Here is an 18,828-nt window from a genome sequence, read left to right as displayed (position 1 = left end):
ACCCGCGGCCTCCGGCGTGACAGGCCGGCGCTCTAACCAACTGAGCTACACCCGCATACTTTTCAAACAGCGCCGCGACCGTTTCCAGCCCCGCCGCCGCTGAGGTGGGCGGGTGTATATTCGACCCCGCCCACCTTGTCAAACATGAAATCGACAGGAAAATGCGGATCAGCCGCCCTTGGCATGGCGCAGGGCGAACAGCCGGTCCAGCACATCGTCCAGATTGGCCGGCGAGTCCCGCTTCTCGAACGCGTCCGGGCCGCCATAGCGGCTCAGCGCCAGCTCCAGGGCCCGCCAGAGCTGTTCGGCGATTTCCAGTTCCTGTTGGTCGATGGCCAGTTCCAGCGCAGCCAGGATACGGTCGCCCAAACGACGATCAGCGGAATCGATCACGAAACGCCTTCCTCTTTCCCGTGCGCAGCCGTGGAGAACGACCGGTGGCGCATCATACCCGTTCCACCGGCGCTGCGACAGGTGGAATGGAAGATCAATATCAGGGATATGGAGGTGAATGGTGGGCGGTGAGGGGATCGAACCCCCGACCTGCGGTGTGTAAAACCGATGCTCTACCTCTGAGCTAACCGCCCGTACCTTATCGTTGGCCGGGACAATAGCGACCGGAACGGGAGAATCAACAAAGAAGTTGGTTCGCCCCCGACATGACAGGGGCCAAAAATGAAAAACGGGCGCGCCCAAGGGGGCCGCCCGTTATCTCACCGTCAGGCCGCCCGGCTATCGCCGGGCATCCCTAGATAGGCGTCGCTCAGTTCAGCGCGTCCTTCAGGCCCTTGCCGGGCTTGAACTTCGGCTGCTTGGAAGCGGCGATGGAGATCTTCTCACCGGTGCGGGGATTGCGGCCCTCGGAAGCGGCGCGTTCAGCCACCGCGAAGGTGCCGAAGCCAACCAGACGCACTTCGTCGCCCTTCTTCAGCGCGCCGGTGATCCCATCAAAAACCGCATCGACGGCCTTGTTCGCGTCCGCCTTGGACAGACCAGCCGCTTCGGCGACCGCGGCAACGAGATCGTTCTTGTTCACTTAAGGCCCCCCTCATCAAGAGAGTATCGGTTGCAACATGCCCGAGATGTCTTCCCAGGCATCAAGGGATTGGGTTCCGCCGCCAACACAAGGATTTGTGCGGGTGGCGGCGGAACCCAATTCACACGATTTCCAATCGCACTTCAATGGCGAATCACGCCATCCCGCTCTTCATCCCCAGCTTTTCCGGGGACCTGAGCCACTTCTTCGGGCTCCGACCACTCAATACCGACCGGTGCCGTCACCAAAGCCTGCGCCAGAACCTCATCTACGGTTGAAACCGGGATAATGGTCAGGCCCTTTTTCACGTTATCGGGGATTTCGGCCAGATCCTTCTCATTATCCTTGGGAATCAGCACGCGCTTGATTCCCGCCCTGAGCGCCGCCAGCAGCTTTTCCTTCAGGCCACCAATGGCCAGAACCTTGCCGCGCAGGGTGATCTCACCCGTCATGGCAATGTCCTTGGCGACCGCGATGCCGGTCAGGACGGAGACGATGGTGGTGATCATAGCCACGCCGGCCGACGGGCCGTCCTTCGGGGTTGCCCCCTCCGGCACATGGACATGGATGTCGCGCTTTTCGAACAGGGTCGGCTTGATCCCGAACTTCAGCGCGTTGGCCTTCACATAGGATTCGGCGGCCTGCACCGATTCCTTCATGACGTCGCCCAGCTTGCCCGTGGTCTGGATGCGGCCCTTGCCGCGCAGCATCACAGCCTCGATGGTCAGGATTTCCCCGCCCACCTCGGTCCAGGCCAGACCGGTGGTTGCACCGACCTGATCCTCCAGCTCCGCCTCACCGAATCGGAAGCGCTTTACGCCTGCGAACTTTTCCAGGTTCTTCGGCGTGACCTTCACCTTTTCAAGACCCTTCATCAGGATCTCCTTGATCGCCTTGCGCGCCAGATTGGCGATCTCACGCTCCAGCGAACGCACGCCCGCTTCGCGCGTGTAGTAGCGGATCACGTCGCGCAGGGCATCGTCGGTGATGGTGAACTCACCGGGCTTCAGACCATGGTCGCTCACCTGCTTGTCGATCAGGTGGCGCTTGGCGATCTCCACCTTCTCATCCTCGGTGTAGCCGGCCAGACGGATGATCTCCATACGGTCCAGCAGTGGCTGCGGCATGCGCAGCGAATTGGCCGTGCAGACGAACATCACGTCAGACAGGTCGTAATCGACCTCCAGATAATGGTCGCTGAAGCTGCTGTTCTGTTCGGGGTCCAGAACCTCCAGCAGGGCCGAGGACGGATCGCCGCGCCAATCGGCACCCAGTTTGTCGATCTCGTCCAGCAGGAACAGCGGGTTGGAGGTCTTGGCCTTCTTCATGCCCTGGATGACCTTGCCGGGCATGGAGCCGATATAGGTGCGGCGGTGACCGCGCACCTCAGCTTCATCCCGCACGCCGCCCAGGGACATGCGCACGAAATTACGGCCCGTGGCCTTGGCGATGGACTTGCCCAGCGAGGTCTTGCCTACACCCGGCGGCCCTACCAGACACAGGATCGGACCCTTCACCTTATCCATGCGCTGCTGAACCGCCAGATATTCAAGGATACGCTCCTTGACCTTCTCCAGACCATGATGGTCGGCGTTCAGGATGGTCTCGGCGCCCTTGATGTCCTTCTTGACCTTGCTGCGCTTCTTCCACGGAATCGACAGCATCCAGTCCAGATAGTTGCGCACCACCGTCGCCTCGGCGCTCATCGGGCTCATGGTGCGCAGCTTCTTGACCTCGGCCTGGGCCTTTTCGCGGGCTTCCTTGCTGAACTTGGTCTTGGCGATCTTTTCCTCGATCTCCGCGACCTCGTCCTTGCCGTCCTCGCCCTCGCCCAATTCCTTCTGAATGGCCTTCATCTGCTCATTCAGATAATACTCGCGCTGGGTCTTCTCCATCTGGCGCTTCACGCGGTTGCGGATGCGCTTTTCCACCTGCAGGACACCGATCTCGCCTTCCATGAAGGCATAGACCCGCTCCAGCCGCTCGGCGACCGTCGGGGTCTCCAGCAGCTGCTGCTTCTCAGGGATCTTCAGCTGGAGATGGCTGGCGATGGTGTCGGCCAGCTTGCCCGGCTCCTCGATCTGGTTGATGGAAACCAGCACCTCGGGCGGGATCTTCTTGTTCAGCTTGATATATTGCTCGAACTGCGACACGGCCGCGCGCGACAGGGCCTCAAGCTCCTGCTGCTCGCCCACCTTCTCGTCGATCAGCTCGGCATAGGCCTGGAAGAAATCCTCATTATCGCCGAACTTCGTGATGGCGGCGCGCTTGCCGCCCTCCACCAGCACCTTCACGGTCCCATCGGGCAGCTTCAGCAGCTGCAGCACCGTACCGATCGTACCGACGGAGAAGATATCAGCGGGCGTGGGATCATCCTGGGAGGCGTTCTTCTGGGTGACCAGCAGGATCTGCTTGTCATCCTTCATCACGTCTTCCAGCGCGCGGACGGATTTCTCGCGGCCCACGAACAACGGGACGATCATGTGCGGGAAGACGACGATGTCTCTCAGCGGAAGGACCGGGTAGAGAACACCGCGGGGGATGTCCAGCATCTTAAGTCAGCCTTCTATATTCATGCCGCCAGCCCCGCTGGGCCTGGACCGACCGCCCGCCCCAGATGGGCACGGGTTGAAACGGTCGTGACGGCGTCAGGCGTTAACGTGGCACACCAATACCCCCCCTTCAAGGGCTTGAACCACGCCAAAGGCGTACTACCGGTTTGTCACACGCACAAAAAGGGCCGCACGGCTTTGCCGGCGGCCCTTTTTCCCAAATCGCAATGGTGCTTCGGCGACCTTTATACCTTGCCCAGCAAGGCGGCGAAGGTCAGCACGACATAGCCCAGCACCATGAACAGCACCGCATAGCCCCAGCCGATGAAGAAATGCAGCATCATCATCAGCAGGAACAGCACCACGGCGATGATGCCGATGGTGGTGAAACGGGTAAAGGCATGCCAGCCCTCGGCATGTTCCTTCACGAGCTTGTTGTCGACCACCACGGGCCCATGTGAGCCGGCCATTTTCTTCTCCCCGGTACGAGACGATGGAATTCTGGGCGATTGTGTAAGGGTTGGTGGGGCGGTTGACAAGACCTCTCGAACGGTTCTGGGTGCTACCGAATGTCCTTCACCAGCCGCAACGTCTCCTCGCCATAGCCAAGGCGGGCGTAGAAGGCACGGCCACGCGCATTGCTGGCGAACACGTCCAGCGACAAGGACGCATAGCCCTGGCGCTTGGCCCACTCCTCCACCGCCGCCATCAAGGCCTTGGCCGTCCCCTGCCCCTGCGCGGCCTCTGTTACGGCCAGCAGCGGGATATAGGCGGCGATCTGGTCCGTGAAGATGTCCAGCATGGGTTCGGCATGCACGAATCCCAGCCGCTCGCCAGCCCCATCGTCGGCGACAAAGGTCACGGCTCCCGGCTTGGGCACCTCCAGCGTCTCATGCATGAAGCTGCGCTGAAACCGCATCACCTCTTCTGGCGACCTCCATGGTAGGTCTGCGGCACCAGCAAGACGCGGAGCCAGCGCGTGGATGAAGGGCAGGTCGGCGGCGGTGGCGGGACGGATGGGCATGGTGTCGATATTGATCAAAATTGAGAATAGTCCACTAAAATCTCCCGTTATCCATCTGAGCCATGAACCCATTCGCTAGCCACGCCGAGAATGCTTGATGGCTACGCGCTCCTTAACTACGGAGGCGAAACAGGAGCGCACCATTTCTGGATCATGCTTAAACTCCAAGGGAACAAGCGTAAAAAGGACACGTGCCATGTCTTGGTAAAAGCTAAGAAATCCGTAATTTATACCAGCCCCAAGAGCACCGCCAACAAGCGGCACCGCTTGAGCCGCAATTTTGGGTGACAGATTGATGGCATAGCGCAGCGCGACCCGAGCGATGACCTCAGCGAGCTGGCCGGTTCCTAACTTGGCTGTAAAGAACGTAACATCGGCATCATCATCTTCATCCAACGGACCGCCGTAGGCGAAAGCCTCAAAACAAACAGCCTGAATGCGCGGATCCGTTAGGTCATGTCCCATGGCACGGGCAATATCTGCAATTGAACGAAAAAAAAGCATCGTCGTCGTGGGCAACTCAACCAGAAGGCCCGGTAGCCCAGCCGCACCACCCCCTGCTCCTGACATCATCACTAAGGCCTTGTACATACCGTCCGATGATTCACGTCCAGGTTCGTTATCCATACCAGCGGTGGCAAGCTTTTGTGCTTCCTCCAGAACTACTCGTACCTTCTCTACGATCTGCCCCTGCCAATCGTCAGGAAGTTTTTTAAAGCCAGACTCAATTGCACCTCCAAAAGTCGAAACCACTTTAGCAAAAACATTCCGTGCTGCGATGTATTTATCCGCAGCCTCCACGACTACTTTGATCTCATCCGGAGAAAATATTGCACATGAGTTGTTTTTGATAACGATTTCGTCCTTCATTTATTTACTCCACGGCAGAGAAGGTTGGGGGCAGAGAAAATTTTTATCGACGCCAAACTGGCATGGCGAATAATGGATATCTAGTCAGACCACCCATCAAGAAAGGAGATTATATGCATCCCAAAAGTGAATAAAAGGAGAAATAAAAATTAATTGAAAACACGATATCTGGTGTTCGGATATGCGCATAAAAATGAGCTTGCCATTCATAGAACGTAGAACAACCTCAGCTGCTTAACCCAATGGCGCGATCATCGCGCCGACATACCCATCCGCTTCACTACCGCCGATAGCCCCCCCCGGCGACCAGTCAAACGGCCAGCGGATAGGCCTTTTGATACCGAGGCGCAACACCGGTCACGCCCACACACAATCGCCCTTGACGACCGTCCATTTCTCCTACACCGTATGCAACATAACTCATACAGGGTATGGATTATGACAGCGGTCGCGAACGCCACGCTTGGACAGTTTGAGCAGATTGTGCTGACGGCCATCCTTGCCCTGGGTGACGGGGCCTATGGCGTCACCATCCACGCCAAGGTGGAGGAGTTGTCACGACCGCGAAAGGTGGTGCTGGGTGCCGTCTACGCCACCTTGGACCGGATGGAGGATAAGGGGTTGGTCACCTCCTGGATGACCGATCCCACACCGGAAAGGGGCGGGCGGGCCAAACGCTGCTTCCGGCTTGAGCAGGCGGGGGAATTGGCCCTGCGGGACGCGGCGACGACCGCCAAACGCATCTGCGATGCAATCGAACAGCAATGGGGAGTGGGGATATGGAAAGACAGCGCAATCGCTTAGACCATCCAGCACCAACAGCACCCGGATTGGCCGCACCCGGATTGGTGGGGCGCCTTGTGCAGATGGTATTGCCGCCTGCCTCACGCGAGGCGGTGATGGGCGATCTGGCTGAAAGCTGCCGCTCGCCGGGTCAACTGGCCGCCGAAGGGCTGCGCAGCGTGCCGCCGCTGGTGGCCGAACAGGCACGCCGGGCTTCGCGGCTGCCGGTGATCGGGCTGCAGCTGTTCATCCTGTTCGCCTGCCTGGGCGGGTTCGAACTGGACCGCACCGACAGGGCCGTGACCAATGCCGCCTGCGCCGCCCTGCCCATGGGGCTGGCCATGGTCGGGCTGCTGCTGCGCAATATCTACCGCAGTGAGGACAACCCGGTGCGGCAGGGCTTTTTTGATGCGCTGACGGCGGCCCTGTGCGTGGTGGCGCAGCAGAGTATGATGCATGTGCTGATCGCCGCCGGCCATGTCGATCCGGCCTGGGCCCTGTCGCGGTCGCTGATCGTGCTGGCCTGCCTGTCCTTCCCCATCCTCTGGACCCTGGGCGCGATGGAGAATCCCGACGCGGTGCGGCGCAAGCCGGCACAGCCGCTGTTCAGCGATTACAATCAGTTCGTCCAGCGCACCCGCGTGCGCAACCGCGCCGAAATGGCGGCATTGGCCATGATCATCGGTGTGTCGGGATATTTCCTGGCGCGGTTTCAGCCGCCGGTCGCCCCGCTGGGCTGGAGCTTTCTGACAGGATATGCCTGCATCCTGGTCTATCTGGCGCTGCGCGGCGCCGCCCGCCCGGCCCCGCTGGATGCCGACAGCGCCACCGTACGGGCGCTTTATGAGACGGAACTGAACCGGCAGAGCCGTCAGCGCCGCCTGATGTGGTGGTTCTGGTTCGTGCCGCTGTTCGCCGGGCTGATGACCAATCTGGTGATGTATGGCGTGTCGAAGGAACAGCCCCTGCGCATCGTCGGCGGCATCGCTGCCATCTTCCTGCTGGGCTACCTGATCGAGCGGCTGCACCGCGACCGGCGCCTGGCCATCCATTTGAAGCTAAACAACCTGGCCGCCGTTCCGGCCTGATAAGCACCATCGGACTGCCTTGTCGCATGCGCCCCCCGGCGCATGCGATCTTGTTTTCAGGGGGTGGGTGCGATCATTGCCGATGTGCGGCATCCGCGTTATCTTCTTATACGAATTACGCGTCAAAGGATGGCGACAGATGCGCAGCGTCGGTGCCGTGGAGGCGGAAAAATCATTCAACAGCCTGCTCGATATTGTCGAGAAGGGCGAGAGCGTGGAGATCACCCGCAATGGCCGGGTGGTCGCGAAGCTGACGCACGTCCAGCCCACCGCCGACCGCGAAGCCGCCTTGCGTGCTGTCGAAAGGGTGCAGGAACTGCGCAAGGGCTTGTCGCTTGACGGGCTTACCATCCGCGAGATGATTGACGAAGGCCGGCGGTGAGCCTTGTCCTGGACTGCTCGGCAACCATCGCTTGGTGCTTCACGTCGGAAACCACGCCGGTAATCGATTCCCTATTTCTTGATGTGGCCGCCAACGGCGCCTGCGCACCCGCGATATGGCAATTGGAAGTGGCAAATGTCTTGATGGTTGGGGTGCGAAAACAACGCCTCAGCCTCTCGCGCCGCTCCGAACTGCTTGAAGAACTGATAAACCTTAAGGTCCACATCGATCATGAGCCAACCGGCAAGACTTGGCGAAATGTCGTCAAGCTTGCCGACCGTCACGGCCTGACTGCCTATGACGCTTCCTATCTGGAACTGGCCGTGCGTTTGGACTTACCCCTTGCAACGCTCGACCAGCGTCTACGCGCCGCAGCATTGGCGGATGGTGTGACTTTGAAGGGCCTTTAACCCACCACGTCCCGTGCCACCACTGCCCGGTCACCCTCTACCCGCACCCTCCCTTCGGCAATCAGGCGCACGGCCAGCGGGTAGGCCTTGTGCTCCTGTTCCAGCACACGGGCAGACAGGCTGTCGGGCGTATCGTCGTCGGCCACGGTGACGGCGGCCTGTACGATGATCGGGCCGGTATCCATCTCTACCCGCACATAATGAACCGTGCAGCCGTGGAACCACACGCCGGCTTCCATGGCGCGGGCATGGGTGTCCAGGCCGGGGAAAGCCGGCAGCAGCGAGGGGTGGATATTGATCAGACGGTTGTGCCACGCCTCAACGAATACGGGCGATAGCAGGCGCATATAACCGGCAAGGCAGACCAGACCGACACCCGCCGCCTCCAGCGCCGCAATCATCGCCGCCTCATGCGCGGCCTTGTCGACGAAATCCTTGGGCCGCAGCACCAGGGTGGCGATGCCGGCGGCGCGTGCCCGGTCCAGGCCCGGCGCGTCCGGCTTGTTGGAGATGACAAGCGCCACCTCCGCCGGATAGGTGGGATCGCTAGCGGCGTCGATCAGGGCCTGGAGGTTGCTGCCACGGCCCGAGATCAAAACGCCCAGACGCAATCTCACGACCAGCGCTCCAGCCCCGAAATGACGACGCGGTGGCCGTCATTGCCGCGCGGCACCACGGTGCCGATGCGCTTCACCGTCTCGCCGCCCTCGGCCAGGATGCGCGCCGCGTCGTCCGCCTTCTCGGCGGGGACAACCACGACCATGCCGATGCCGCAATTGAAGGTACGGGCCATTTCCGGGGCCGCGACATTGCCCGTCTTCATCAGCCAGTTGAACACTGGCGGCAGGTCCCAGGATGCGGCATCGAGATCGACACCCAGCCCGTCGGGCAGAACGCGCGGAATATTCTCGATCAGGCCACCGCCCGTGATATGGGCCAGCGCATTGACGGTACCGGCGCGCACGGCCGCCAGAACCGACTTCACATAGATGCGGGTGGGCGTCAGCAGGGCGTCGCCCAGGCTGCGCGACGAGTCCCAAGGGCAGGCGCTGTCATAGGTCAGGCCCGACACGCCCACCAGCTTGCGCACCAGCGAATAACCGTTGGAATGCACACCCGACGAGGCCAGGCCCAGCACCACATCGCCGGCGGCGACCTTGTCACCGATCAGCACCTGGGAACGTTCGACGGCACCGACCGAGAAACCGGCCAGATCATAATCACCATGGGCATACATGCCCGGCATTTCCGCCGTCTCGCCACCGACCAGGGCGCATCCGGCCTGACGGCAGCCTTCCGCAATCCCCGCGACGATGGCGCGGCCGGCGGTCACGTCCAGCTTGCCCGTGGCGTAGTAATCCAGGAACAGCAACGGTTCGGCGCCCTGCACCACCAGATCATTCACGCACATGGCGACCAGATCGATACCGACCGTGTCATGCTTGTTGGCGTCGATGGCGACCTTCAGCTTGGTGCCCACGCCGTCAGTGGTGGAAACCAGCAGCGGATCATGGAAGCCGGCGGCGCGCAGATCGAACAGCGCGCCAAAGCCGCCCAGGCCCGCATCGGAGCCGGAACGGGCCGTGGACTTGGCCAGCGGCTTGATCGCATCGACCAGTGCGTTGCCCGCGTCGATATCGACACCCGCATCCCGGTAGGAATAGCTGCTCATGCCCTGGCCCTCACTGCTGGCGTAACGGTGCCGGGGTGGGGTAGAAAGCCCATGGTGGCCTGCCGCACCCCGGATTTGGCGCCGAACATAGCAACATCGGAATTCAAGGCAATGCCGGTCATCCGCACCCCCGCCCTGCGCAAAAGCCTGTCTGTCGCCCTGATAGCCCTTGGTCTGGCCCTGCCGGCCTCTGGTCAGGCGGTGGACGACCTGTTCACGGTGCGCGATGTGGGCGTCGATATCTCGTCCGGCAATGCCAATGCCGCCCGTGATCAGGGCGTGCGCGAGGCGCAGCGCAAGGCCTTCGACCTGATGTTCGACCGGCTGACGGTGGATGGTGTCCGCACCGCCCTGCCCCCCGTTCCGTCCGACGTGATCGAACGCATGGTGCAGAGCTTTGAGATCCAGGAGGAGCGGACATCGGCCACCCGCTATGTCGGCAAGCTGGCCATCCGCTTCAACGCCGCCGCCCTGCGCACCTATCTGCGCGCCAACACTGTCGCCTATGCCGAGGTGCGGTCGAAGCCCACCCTGGTCCTGCCTATCGATCAGACAGGTGGCGCGCCGGTCCTGTGGCAGGCGGGCACGGCCTGGCGGCAGGCCTGGGCCGATCTGGCCCCGCGTCAGGGCGGGCTGGTGCCCGTGACGGTACCGTTCGGGGAGGCCGCCGATGTCAGCGATATCGGTGTGGAGCAGGCCCTGGCCGGTGACGCCACGGCACTGCGCCGGATTGCCGACCGCTATGGTGCCGGCGATGTGGCCGTGGTGGTGGTTAGCGGCACGCCGGAGGCCGGCCTGACGGTAACGGTCGCCCTGCATCCCGCCACGGGCAGCGGGGAAACGTTCAGCCTGACACAATCCCCCCTGCCCGCCGACAGCACGGAGGCGGTCAACCCCACCCTGCGCGCCGCAGTGGAAAGCGTGACCCACCGGTTCGAGGAACGCTGGACCGCCGCGACGCAGATCGCCGCCGGGGCCCTGTCGGACCTGAAGCTGACCGCCCGCTTTGCCGATCAGGCCGCCTGGCTATCCATGCGCAAACGGCTGACCAGCATCAGCACCATCACCCAGACCAATATCACCAGCCTGTCGCGCGCCGGCGCCGTCCTGGACCTGCGCCATGCCGGTGATATCGGCCAGTTGCGCACCGCACTGGCGCAGCGCGATCTGGTGCTGGAAGACGGGACCGACGGGCCGGTCCTGCGCAGCGCGCGGTGAGCAACAGACGCCTTTAAATTTGGCAATAAATCGCCTCCCCGGCGAAGGCCGGGACCCAGGGGCCAAGCGCCCGGCCTTGCAGCAGCATTGATCAGGGCAGCACGCAGGTATGAGCCTGTGGCCCCTGGGCCCCGGCCTTCGCCGGGGAGGCGATGAAGCAGGGCGGTCAGCGACACCCCACAGGCCTTGGTAAGCGATCAGAACCCTCAACCTCGGCGAACCCCTACCAGACCATTGTTATCCTTTCGAAAACCCTCATACTGCCGGGCATGTGACCCTTTTGGCTTGCCACGTGTTCATGATGGGAACGTCTGAACACACCCAACGGCGGAGTTGAGGCCCGATGAGCGATCTTGCGCCCGAAACCATGACCACCGATCCCACCCTGGAACGGTTGCGCCGCATCACCATGGGCATCACCGCCGGGCGGCTGCTGTCGGCCCTGCTGATCGGCTGGCTGATCTATAGCGGTCATTATGCCTGGGCCTTCTGGCTGTTCGTGCTGGCCGCGCTTGGTGCCCTGCTGGAAGGGTCGGCGGCCCTGCTGTTCAAGACGCGCACAAGGCTGGGCGGGGTTCTGGACGGGTTTGCCGACCGGCTGCTGCCGCTTCTGGCCCTGACCGCGCTGTCCTATAACGGCCTGCTGCCGCTTTGGGTGCTGATCCCTGTACTGCTGCGGGAACTGGTGCTGGCGTTGGGGCAGAAGCTGCCGGAGACGGCGGGGAACGAGCCCTGGATTCGCGAGCCGCGCTGGCTGTTCCATATCAACATCGTGGCCATGGATGCGCTGGCCATCCTGTTCCTGCTGATCCAGGGGCCTGGATTCGGCGTCGATCTGTTCATCCTGCCGGCGGAACTGCTGGTGGTCGGTCTTACGCTGGCCTCGCTGGTGCTGGCCTTTGTCAGCCGGCCCAAGCCAGAGGATGAATTCCTGAACGACGATCCGGGCAAGGATGCATGATGCGGGCCAATCGACAGTGGAAATTCTGGCTATGGGGCTTTGTCGGCTTCATTGCCGTGGTCTGGCTGCTGCGCTCCATGCTGGCCCCCTTCGTGGCGGGCATGGCCGTGGCCTATCTGCTGGACCCCGTCGCTGACAAGCTGGAGGCGCGCGGCATGCCGCGCTGGGCCGCGACGACGGTCGTGCTGCTGGGCTTCCTGCTGGCTGCCATTATTGCCCTGCTGCTGCTGGCGCCGCTGTTGCAGGCGCAGGTCGTGCAATTGGTGGAGGTGGCGCCCGAATGGATCGCCTGGGCCAAGAAGGAACTGGTGCCGGCGGTACAGCGCTGGCTGCGCCGTCTGCCGGCGGCGGAGGTGAAGCAACTGCGCGAGGCCGCCGGCAATTATGCCGGCACCGCCGTAGGCTGGACCGCCGATGTCCTGCGCAACATCCTGACCAGCAGTGTCGCCATCATCGACATCCTGTCCGTCATCTTCATCACACCCATCGTCGCCTTCTATCTGCTGCGCGACTGGGACCGGATGGTGGCGACGGTGGATGGCTGGCTGCCCCGCCCCTATGCCGCCACCATCCGGGAGCAGGCGCGCGAGGTCGACACGACGCTGGCCGGATTCGTGCGTGGTCAGGCCACGGTCTGCCTGTGCCTGGGCGTGTTCTATGCCGTGGCGCTGACGGCGGCGGGTCTTGATTTCGGGCTGGTGATCGGCCTGATCACGGGCCTTCTGTCCTTCATCCCGTTTGTGGGATCGCTGGTCGGATTCGTGGCCAGTGTCGGCCTGGCCCTGTTCCAGTTCGATGAATTCTGGCAGGTCGGGCTGATCGCCGGCATCTTCTTCTTCGGCCAAGCCGTGGAAGGCAACATCCTGACGCCCAAGCTGGTGGGTGACAAGGTGGGGCTGCACCCCGTCTGGGTGATGTTCGCGCTGCTGGCCGGCGGGGCCTTGTTCGGCTTTGTCGGCGTGCTGCTGGCCGTACCCGTGGCCGCCGTCATCGGCGTGCTGACCCGGTTCGGTCTGCGGCAATATATGCAGAGCAGCCTGTACCGCGGGTTCGACACGGGTGCGGCGACAGCCCTCGACTTGGCCCCCGACCCGCTGCTATCCCATCCGGCAGGCGAAGGGGCGGAACGGGGTGCCGGCATCGCCGACCTGCCGCCCAAGCCCTGAACCTGTCCTTAGATTTCCAGCCCGTGCAGAAGGAGGGGCTCTTGCCATGACCACGCCCCCCCAATCGTCCTCCAATCCGCCCTCGCTGCTGTCCACGCGGCAGATCCCGCTCGACCTCGGCCATCGGTCGGCCATGGGGGAGGATGATTTCCTGGTGGCGCCGGGCAATCAGGATGCGGTGGCCTGGCTGGATGCCTGGCCGGAATGGCCGGCACCGGCCCTGCTGCTGTTCGGCCCGGCAGGGTGCGGGAAAAGCCATCTGGCCCAGATCTGGCGCGCACGGGCGCGCGGCAATCTTCTGTCGGTCGATGATCTGCGGGATGAGGCGGAGTTGCCCGACCTGCTGCGCCCCATGCGGACCGCCGTTCTGGACGGGGCGCAGGGGGTGGCGGGCGACCCGGCGCTGGAACGGTCCCTGTTCCACCTTTACAATCTGGCCAAGGAGATGGGCGGGCATCTGCTGCTGCTGGCGGAAAATGCGCCCGTCAACTGGGTCATCCGCCTGCCCGACCTGCGCTCCCGCCTGCTGGCGGCACCGGCGGTGGGCATGGCCGCCCCCGACGATGCCCTGCTGATGGCCGTGCTGGTGAAGCTGTTCGCCGACCGGCAGATCCGGGTGGGGGAAGATGTCATCGACTGGCTGATGACCCGCACCGAACGCAGCTTCGCCAATGCCCGCCGCGTGGTCGCTACGCTCGACCATGCCGCCTTGGCCGCGAAGAAGCCGATCACGGTGCGATTCTGCCGTCAGGTTTTGGGCGATCAGATTTAAGACCACCGAACCCGCCTTCCCGGCGCAGGCCGGGAAGGCAATGTGGGTGGATTTTCAGCACCCGTATTCCGTTAAACCCGAACCTTGCTCGCCTCCACACCCAGCGAGCCATCGAAAATCCCCGGCAGGACCGGCAGGTCCGTGACGCCGGGATCGGCGCCCAGTTGCATCATCAAGGTAGTCGCCTGCCCGCGATGGTGGGTGCCATGGTTGAAGAAATGCGTCACCGGGACCCAGGCCGGCAGGGTCCAGCGGTGGGGATTGAACTTGGTGACATAGGACAGGGGCGCAGACAGCCATTCCGGCGTCACGCCCGCCGCCCATTGGGTGATGCGGGCGTCAGCCGCCGCACGGTCGGCCACCAGTTCATCCCAATCGGGACGGAACAGGTCCGCCCCCTTGGCCACGGGCGGTGCCGTGCCCTCGAACCGGCTGAGCCAGATCAGGTCGGCCCACAGGATATGGTCCAGGGTGCCGTGCAGCGATTTGAAGAAGGCGCCCATGTCGCGCGACCGGTCCACCGCCGGAATGGCGGCGCAGGCCGCCATCATGCGGCTGTTCATCCAATGGCCATAGGCGGCCATGGTACGCACGTAATCCACGCTGATCATGCCTGCATCCTCTTTGTCGTGCGGCGGGTTGACTCTGCCGCGCCGCATCTAAATCCTTGGGCTCAAGACCATTATTCCCCGAAGGAACCTGAAATGACCATTGCGATCGGCCAGCCGGCCCCCGATTTCACCCTGCCCACCGACGGCAATGGCAGCGTCACCCTGTCGGCCCTGAAGGGCAAGAATGTGGTGGTCTATTTCTATCCCAAGGATGACACGTCCGGCTGCACCACCCAGGCCTGCGGGTTCGGCGAGCAGCTGCCGCATTTCGAAAAGCTGGATGCCACCATCATCGGCATCTCCAAGGACAGCGTGGCCAGCCATGACAAGTTCAAGGCCAAGTACAAGCTGCCCTTCATCCTGGCATCCGATGCCGACAGCGACGTGACGGAACGTTATGGCGCCTGGACCGAAAAGAATATGTACGGCAAGAAATATATGGGCATCGAACGCTCCACCTTCCTGATCGACAAGGACGGCATCCTGCGCGCCGAATGGCGCAAGGTGAAGGTGCCGGGCCATGTCGATGCCGTGCTGAAGGCGGCTCAGGGTCTGTAAACACACGAATGGAACCGGGGGGATGGTTGACACCGCCCCCGGGTCCGCCCAAGCTGACGACCCATTGAGGCGGAATCAGGCATCATGATCGTCAGCGACCTGCGCGAGCGATTGCGGCTTCAGGATTTTTCCGCCTATGTCGGGTCCGACCTGGGACCTGATCCGCGTTTCCTGCGTCTGACAGGCATGGCCCGGCGGCTGTTTGATCTGCCCATTGCCATGGTCAATCTGATCGATGCCGCCGACATGTGGCCCAAGGCCGAGGAAGGCATCTGCGTCGGACGGCAGCCGCGCGAAACCACCTTGTGCAATCTGGTGATCGATGGCGGCACGCTGCTGGTCCCCGATCTGGCCGCCGATCCCCGCTTTGCCGGCCTGCCCGGCATCACCCAGGCGGGCCTGCGCTTTTACGCAGGCGTCCCGATTGTCACGCCGGGCAGACAGGTGCTGGGCGTGTTCTGCGTTCTGGACCGGCGGCCCCGGCCCGATTTCCAGGCCGAACAAACATCCATGCTGGAACAGTTTGCCGGCATCACCATGGATCAGCTGTCCCTGGACAAGTTGCAGCGCGACGCGGCAACGGCGCAGAAAGCTGCCGAGCAGATGGCCCAGGCCCGCGCCAGCTTTCTGGCCATGATGAGCCACGAGATACGGACGCCGTTGAACGCGATCCTGGGTTTCGGGGAGATGCTGGCCCATGCCGGTCTGCCCGAACCCTATGGCGATTATGCCCGCACCGTGCATGACACGGGCCGCAACCTGATGCAGGTGCTGAACCACACGCTGGACTATGCGCGGCTGGAGTCGGGCAAGGTGGAACTGGAGGAACGGCCCTTCTCCCTGTCCGATCTGGCCGCACGCGGACAGCGGCTGGTGCAGAAGACCTGTCAGGATAAGGGACTGGCCCTGTCGGTCGATCTGGATCCCGTCCTGCCCGACCGCTGGCGCGGGGATGGCATCCGGTTGCAGCAGGTGTTGAACAACCTGCTGTTCAATGCCGCCAAATTCACTGAAACCGGCGGCATCACCCTGTACCTGCGCCAGGATGGGCAGGAGGGGAACCGGCTGTGGCTGCGCGCGGATGTGGTGGATACCGGCATCGGCGTCGCCCCGGAACATCGAGACAATCTTTTCACACCCTTCTTCCAGGCCGACAGCTCGCATGCCCGCCGGTTCGACGGGTCGGGCCTGGGGCTGGCGATCTGCCGCCAGCTGGTCCATGCCATGGGCGGACAGATCGGGTATGAGCCGGTGCCAGACGGCGGCAGCCGATTCTGGCTGCGCCTGTCCCTGGCCGCCGCCTGATCAGGGCAGAAGGAGGCAGTGGGCCACCTGCGGCCCCTGATATCAGTCCAGTGCGGCCCAGATTTCGGCGGCCAGCGCCTCCAGTTCCTCCACACCCTTCGATTTCGGGTCGATTTCCGCCAGGGTCAAGCCATCCATCAGCGATCCCGCGAACCCGATACGGTTGCCCAGGCTTTCGCTGGCGACGGGCACGCCCAGTTCGGCTGCCTTTTCCGCGACCGCATCGACCAGCTTGCCGCGTGCGGGCACGCGGTTCATGACCAGCATCACGGGCCGCTTTTCCACCCGCGCCAGATCCAGCGTGGGGCGCGTGGCCCACAGGTCCATGGGGCTGGGCTGTACCGGCACCACCACCAGCGCGGCGGTGCGCACGGCGATGCGGGCGTCGGTTTCGGCATGGGGCGGGCTGTCGATCACCACCGCATCATGGGTCCGGGCCAGCCGCTCCACCTCCCGCTGCGTCCGCCAGCCGGAGATTTGCAGATGCGTGATGCCGGTGGCATCGGCGCCCAGGGTCGCCTCACGGGCGGCGTACCAGGCGGACAGGCTGCCCTGCGGGTCGATATCGACCAGGGCGGTGGATTTGCCGGCCCGCGCCCAGGTGACGGCCAGATGAATGGCCAACGTCGTCTTGCCCGCCCCGCCCTTCTGCTGCGCGATGGTGATGACCCGCCCCGTCATGCCCGGCCCCTTGCTGCCCTTTGTTACGGGTGACAGTGTGCCCACATGAAGGACGGGCGGCAAGCGCCGCACCGCAGCATGAGGCAGATCGATGACCAGCACGCCATGGCCCAGCCATCTTCCCATCACCCGCGTGCGCATCGCGCGGCCCACGGACCGGCTTTCGGCGGTCACCGCCTTCTACCGCGATGTGATCGGTCTGTCCGTGATTGGTGGCTGGGTCGATGACGGCACCCATGCCGGCTATGACGGGGTGATGATCGGCGTTCCCGGCTGGGACACGCAACTGGAATTCACCCAGCACAAGGATGGCAGCCCCTGCCCCGCGCCGACGCGCGATAATCTGCTGGTCCTCTATGTCGACAGCCGCGCGGATTTGCTGTCGGTGTCCGCCGCCATCCAGGCGCGGGGCGGCGTGCCGGTGGAACCGGAAAATCCCTATTGGCTGAACCGGGCCGTCTGTTTTGAAGACCCGGATGGCTGGGGCATCGTGTTTTCGCTGAAGCCGGGTGTGGCGTAGCGCGGATTAGGCAAAGCCGTAATCCGCGGCTCAGACGACGAAAGTGGTTCCGCGGATTACGGCTGCCGCCTAATCCGCGCTACGGGTGTGGCATCGCCGGAATGCGCGGAAAGCCCGTGATCGGGCCGCCCAGGGTCGTTATCGTATCAGCAGAGAATTGCAGGACCTGTCCCCGTGCCCCACGATCATTGCTGCGACGATCCCAGCCACCATCACCATGACGCGCCGGCCCCGCCGCCGCATCCTGACCGGCCGCGCGTGCTGCCGCCGGGTGCGCATACCTTTGCGCAGGCGTCCGATGTGCTGGCAGCGGGTGGTTTGGTCGCCATGCCCACGGAAACCGTCTATGGGCTAGCCGGCGATGCCGGGAACGACGCGGCGGTCGCCGCCATCTTTGCCGCCAAGGGCCGGCCCAGCTTCAACCCGCTGATCGTGCATGTCGCCGATGACGCAGCGGCGGCGGCTTTGGTCCATATCGATGACCGCGCCGCCCGTACCATGGAGATGTGGTGGCCCGGCCCCCTGACCCTGGTCCTGCCGCGCCGGGCCGATGCACCCTTGTCGCTGCTGGTTTCCGCCGGGCTGGACACGGTGGCGGTGCGCAGCCCCGCCCATCCGGTCGCCCGCGCCCTGATCCAGGCATCGGGCCGCCCCCTGGCCGCCCCATCGGCCAATGTCTCGGGCCATGTCAGCCCGACAACGCCGATGCATGTGGTGGAAGAGTTTCCCGAGGGCGGTGGCGCCCGGCTGAAGCTGATCCTGGCCGGCGGGCGCTGCGCCATCGGTGTCGAATCGACCGTCCTGGACCTGACGGGTGAGCGCCCGCTGCTGCTGCGCCCCGGTTCGGTGACGCGGGAGGAACTGGAAAGCGTGCTGGGTCCCGTCGATCTGGCCACGGCGGCAGACGGGGTGAAGGCCCCGGGCATGCTGACCAGCCATTATGCGCCGGGCCTGCCCGTGCGGCTGGACGCGACGGCTGTGCGCGATAACGAGGCGCTGCTGGCTTTCGGCCCGGATCAGTTCCTGCGCGGCGGGGCCATACGCATGAACCTGTCCAATAATGGCGACCTGACGGAGGCGGCGTCCAACCTGTTCGCCATGCTGCGCGCCCTGGATCGGCCAGGCCTGTCGGGCATCGCCGTCATGCCGGTGCCCGACAAAGGCCTTGGCATGGCCATCAATGACCGTCTGCGCCGTGCGGCCGCACCCAGGACCTGAG

The 18,828-nt window shown here is 63.6% G+C and carries 22 protein-coding genes and 1 tRNA gene; 12 read left to right on the top strand and 11 right to left on the bottom strand.

Annotated features, from left to right (window positions below; translation table 11 throughout):
• Positions 1–168: 168 nt before the first annotated feature.
• The 7 genes from ACODSP_RS17560 to ACODSP_RS17530 all read right to left on the bottom strand — a co-directional run bounded on the left by ACODSP_RS17560 (position 169) and on the right by ACODSP_RS17530 (position 5,482).
• A complete protein-coding gene (locus ACODSP_RS17560; RefSeq protein ID WP_488966855.1) occupies positions 169–393 on the bottom strand; it encodes a hypothetical protein in 225 nt (74 codons plus the stop codon).
• 119 nt (positions 394–512) lie between these two features.
• Positions 513–587, bottom strand: a tRNA-Val gene (locus ACODSP_RS17555).
• A 176-nt stretch (positions 588–763) separates the two neighbouring features.
• Positions 764–1,036 carry an HU family DNA-binding protein gene (locus ACODSP_RS17550; protein ID WP_054170185.1) on the bottom strand — a complete coding sequence of 91 codons (273 nt, stop codon included), beginning with the start codon at positions 1,034–1,036 and terminating at the stop codon, positions 764–766.
• A gap of 143 nt (positions 1,037–1,179) precedes the next feature.
• Complete coding sequence (gene lon / locus ACODSP_RS17545; protein ID WP_488966854.1) at positions 1,180–3,588, bottom strand: endopeptidase La; 2,409 nt, start codon at positions 3,586–3,588, stop codon at positions 1,180–1,182.
• 245 nt (positions 3,589–3,833) lie between these two features.
• The gene (locus ACODSP_RS17540) at positions 3,834–4,058 is read right to left on the bottom strand and encodes a hypothetical protein (protein WP_488966853.1); all 225 of its coding nucleotides are present in this window, start codon (positions 4,056–4,058) and stop codon (positions 3,834–3,836) included.
• 92 nt (positions 4,059–4,150) lie between these two features.
• The gene (locus tag ACODSP_RS17535; protein ID WP_488966852.1) at positions 4,151–4,630 is read right to left on the bottom strand and encodes a GNAT family N-acetyltransferase; all 480 of its coding nucleotides are present in this window, start codon (positions 4,628–4,630) and stop codon (positions 4,151–4,153) included.
• Between the two features lie 57 nt (positions 4,631–4,687).
• Complete coding sequence (locus tag ACODSP_RS17530; RefSeq protein WP_488966851.1) at positions 4,688–5,482, bottom strand: EcsC family protein; 795 nt, start codon at positions 5,480–5,482, stop codon at positions 4,688–4,690.
• 438 nt (positions 5,483–5,920) lie between these two features.
• On the opposite strand from ACODSP_RS17530, the gene ACODSP_RS17525 reads away from it, so the two are divergent.
• From ACODSP_RS17525 to ACODSP_RS17510, 4 genes are all read left to right on the top strand, one after another.
• A complete protein-coding gene (locus ACODSP_RS17525) occupies positions 5,921–6,286 on the top strand; it encodes a PadR family transcriptional regulator (protein WP_488966850.1) in 366 nt (121 codons plus the stop codon).
• Positions 6,287–6,342: 56 nt separating this feature from the next.
• On the top strand, positions 6,343–7,353 hold the full coding sequence (locus ACODSP_RS17520; protein WP_488966849.1) for a hypothetical protein: 1,011 nt from the start codon (positions 6,343–6,345) through the stop codon (positions 7,351–7,353).
• 139 nt (positions 7,354–7,492) lie between these two features.
• Positions 7,493–7,735, top strand: coding sequence for a type II toxin-antitoxin system Phd/YefM family antitoxin (locus ACODSP_RS17515; RefSeq protein ID WP_488966848.1), 243 nt, complete (start codon positions 7,493–7,495; stop codon positions 7,733–7,735).
• Complete coding sequence (locus ACODSP_RS17510; protein ID WP_488966847.1) at positions 7,732–8,145, top strand: type II toxin-antitoxin system VapC family toxin; 414 nt, start codon at positions 7,732–7,734, stop codon at positions 8,143–8,145. The genes ACODSP_RS17515 and ACODSP_RS17510 overlap by 4 nt, the downstream gene beginning before the upstream one ends.
• Here the strand turns inward: ACODSP_RS17510 and purN are convergent.
• Complete coding sequence (gene purN, locus ACODSP_RS17505; protein WP_488966846.1) at positions 8,142–8,762, bottom strand: phosphoribosylglycinamide formyltransferase; 621 nt, start codon at positions 8,760–8,762, stop codon at positions 8,142–8,144. The genes ACODSP_RS17510 and purN overlap by 4 nt on opposite strands.
• A complete protein-coding gene (purM, locus tag ACODSP_RS17500) occupies positions 8,759–9,817 on the bottom strand; it encodes a phosphoribosylformylglycinamidine cyclo-ligase (protein WP_488966845.1) in 1,059 nt (352 codons plus the stop codon). Before purM ends, purN begins: the two co-directional genes overlap by 4 nt.
• A gap of 111 nt (positions 9,818–9,928) precedes the next feature.
• On the opposite strand from purM, the gene ACODSP_RS17495 reads away from it, so the two are divergent.
• The 4 genes from ACODSP_RS17495 to ACODSP_RS17480 all read left to right on the top strand — a co-directional run bounded on the left by ACODSP_RS17495 (position 9,929) and on the right by ACODSP_RS17480 (position 13,934).
• The gene (locus ACODSP_RS17495; RefSeq protein ID WP_488966844.1) at positions 9,929–11,035 is read left to right on the top strand and encodes a hypothetical protein; all 1,107 of its coding nucleotides are present in this window, start codon (positions 9,929–9,931) and stop codon (positions 11,033–11,035) included.
• A 343-nt stretch (positions 11,036–11,378) separates the two neighbouring features.
• Positions 11,379–11,996, top strand: coding sequence for a CDP-alcohol phosphatidyltransferase family protein (locus ACODSP_RS17490; protein WP_488966843.1), 618 nt, complete (start codon positions 11,379–11,381; stop codon positions 11,994–11,996).
• Positions 11,993–13,162, top strand: a complete 1,170-nt coding sequence (locus ACODSP_RS17485) for an AI-2E family transporter (RefSeq protein ID WP_488966842.1) — start codon at positions 11,993–11,995, stop codon at positions 13,160–13,162. The genes ACODSP_RS17490 and ACODSP_RS17485 overlap by 4 nt, the downstream gene beginning before the upstream one ends.
• A 46-nt stretch (positions 13,163–13,208) precedes the next feature.
• Positions 13,209–13,934 carry an HdaA/DnaA family protein gene (locus ACODSP_RS17480; protein WP_488966841.1) on the top strand — a complete coding sequence of 242 codons (726 nt, stop codon included), beginning with the start codon at positions 13,209–13,211 and terminating at the stop codon, positions 13,932–13,934.
• Between the two features lie 71 nt (positions 13,935–14,005).
• On the opposite strand, the gene ACODSP_RS17475 is transcribed toward ACODSP_RS17480, so the two are convergent.
• On the bottom strand, positions 14,006–14,545 hold the full coding sequence (locus ACODSP_RS17475; RefSeq protein WP_488966840.1) for a DinB family protein: 540 nt from the start codon (positions 14,543–14,545) through the stop codon (positions 14,006–14,008).
• A gap of 93 nt (positions 14,546–14,638) precedes the next feature.
• On the opposite strand from ACODSP_RS17475, the gene bcp reads away from it, so the two are divergent.
• Together bcp and ACODSP_RS17465 are read left to right on the top strand one after the other, a co-directional pair.
• Complete coding sequence (gene bcp, locus ACODSP_RS17470; RefSeq protein ID WP_488966839.1) at positions 14,639–15,103, top strand: thioredoxin-dependent thiol peroxidase; 465 nt, start codon at positions 14,639–14,641, stop codon at positions 15,101–15,103.
• Positions 15,104–15,187: 84 nt separating this feature from the next.
• Complete coding sequence (locus ACODSP_RS17465; RefSeq protein WP_488966838.1) at positions 15,188–16,408, top strand: GAF domain-containing sensor histidine kinase; 1,221 nt, start codon at positions 15,188–15,190, stop codon at positions 16,406–16,408.
• 42 nt (positions 16,409–16,450) lie between these two features.
• Here the strand turns inward: ACODSP_RS17465 and parA are convergent, their stop codons facing one another.
• Positions 16,451–17,089 carry a ParA family partition ATPase gene (parA, locus tag ACODSP_RS17460; protein ID WP_488966837.1) on the bottom strand — a complete coding sequence of 213 codons (639 nt, stop codon included), beginning with the start codon at positions 17,087–17,089 and terminating at the stop codon, positions 16,451–16,453.
• A 91-nt stretch (positions 17,090–17,180) separates the two neighbouring features.
• Here parA and ACODSP_RS17455 point away from each other — a divergent pair, with 91 nt between their 5' ends.
• Together ACODSP_RS17455 and ACODSP_RS17450 are read left to right on the top strand one after the other, a co-directional pair.
• Positions 17,181–17,609, top strand: coding sequence for a VOC family protein (locus tag ACODSP_RS17455; RefSeq protein ID WP_488966836.1), 429 nt, complete (start codon positions 17,181–17,183; stop codon positions 17,607–17,609).
• Between the two features lie 258 nt (positions 17,610–17,867).
• Entirely contained in the window at positions 17,868–18,827 is a 960-nt protein-coding gene (locus tag ACODSP_RS17450; protein ID WP_488966857.1) for an L-threonylcarbamoyladenylate synthase, read from the top strand.
• Position 18,828 lies beyond the last annotated feature (1 nt).

The sequence above is a fragment of the Niveispirillum sp. FG156 genome (assembly GCF_057809555.1).
The sequence above is the reverse complement of the archived record's forward strand: the minus strand, read 5'-3'. Positions and strand labels throughout refer to the sequence as shown.